Genomic DNA, 717 nt, shown 5'->3' with positions numbered 1-717 from the left:
CCGCGGCGTGTTGCGACCACTCGGCGCGCGGAGGCCGGCACCGCGAGCAACCCGGCGGTCAGGCGGGCAGGCCTTCAGGCGCCGCCGGACTGCCGCAGCATGAAGTCGACGAAGGCCTGGTCCTGCATGACCACGACGACGAACGCGATCACGCTGATCGCCGTGGCGACGACGGCTCCGACCAGCGGCACCCAGAACGTCCGCTTCCGTGCTCGGAGCCGACGGATGGACCACCAGGCGACCAGGGCGAAGACGACCACGTTGGTGATCGCGGCGATGGCGGCGGCCGTGCTGAGGGCACTCGGGTCGTTCAGGGCCGTGTACTGGGCCTCGAGGGTGCGCCGCACGGTCGAGGCGACCTTGCCGACCGACAGCGACTGCACGACGGAGACGAGCCCGAAGGCGAGCAGCCCGACGGTGAGTACGAAGTCGGCGGGCGTGCGGCCGAACCGGCTGCGGGCCATCGACCCCTGTGCCCCGGCAGGGATCGCCCCGGAGCGGGCATCCGTGCCGGCGCGGTCGCCGTGGACGCCGTCGCTCGGAGCAGCGTCACGCGCGCCGGCGGCGGAGGCCTGGTCCTGCCGTTCCCGTGCCTGACGCTCACGCTCCTGGCGTTCCTGCTCGACGAGGACCGGGTTGACCCACCCCTCTGGCGCGTACTCGCCGTACCCGGGTGCGGGACGGCCCTGGGGCCGGCCGTCCACGGGACCGGCGGCC

Annotated in this window: 1 protein-coding gene; it reads right to left on the bottom strand. The window is 73.9% G+C overall.

Features of this window, described 5'->3' with window-relative positions; genetic code table 11:
* Positions 1-74: 74 nt before the first annotated feature.
* The coding region (locus tag BIU89_RS18545; RefSeq protein ID WP_071246740.1) for a DUF6264 family protein at positions 75-717 on the bottom strand (643 nt) is incomplete at its 5' end.

The sequence above is a fragment of the Curtobacterium sp. MCBA15_005 genome (assembly GCF_001864855.1).
Taxonomy (GTDB): Bacteria; Actinomycetota; Actinomycetes; order Actinomycetales; family Microbacteriaceae; genus Curtobacterium; species Curtobacterium flaccumfaciens.
Note: the sequence above shows the minus strand (reverse complement) of the source record. Positions and strands in the feature narration are given on the sequence as shown.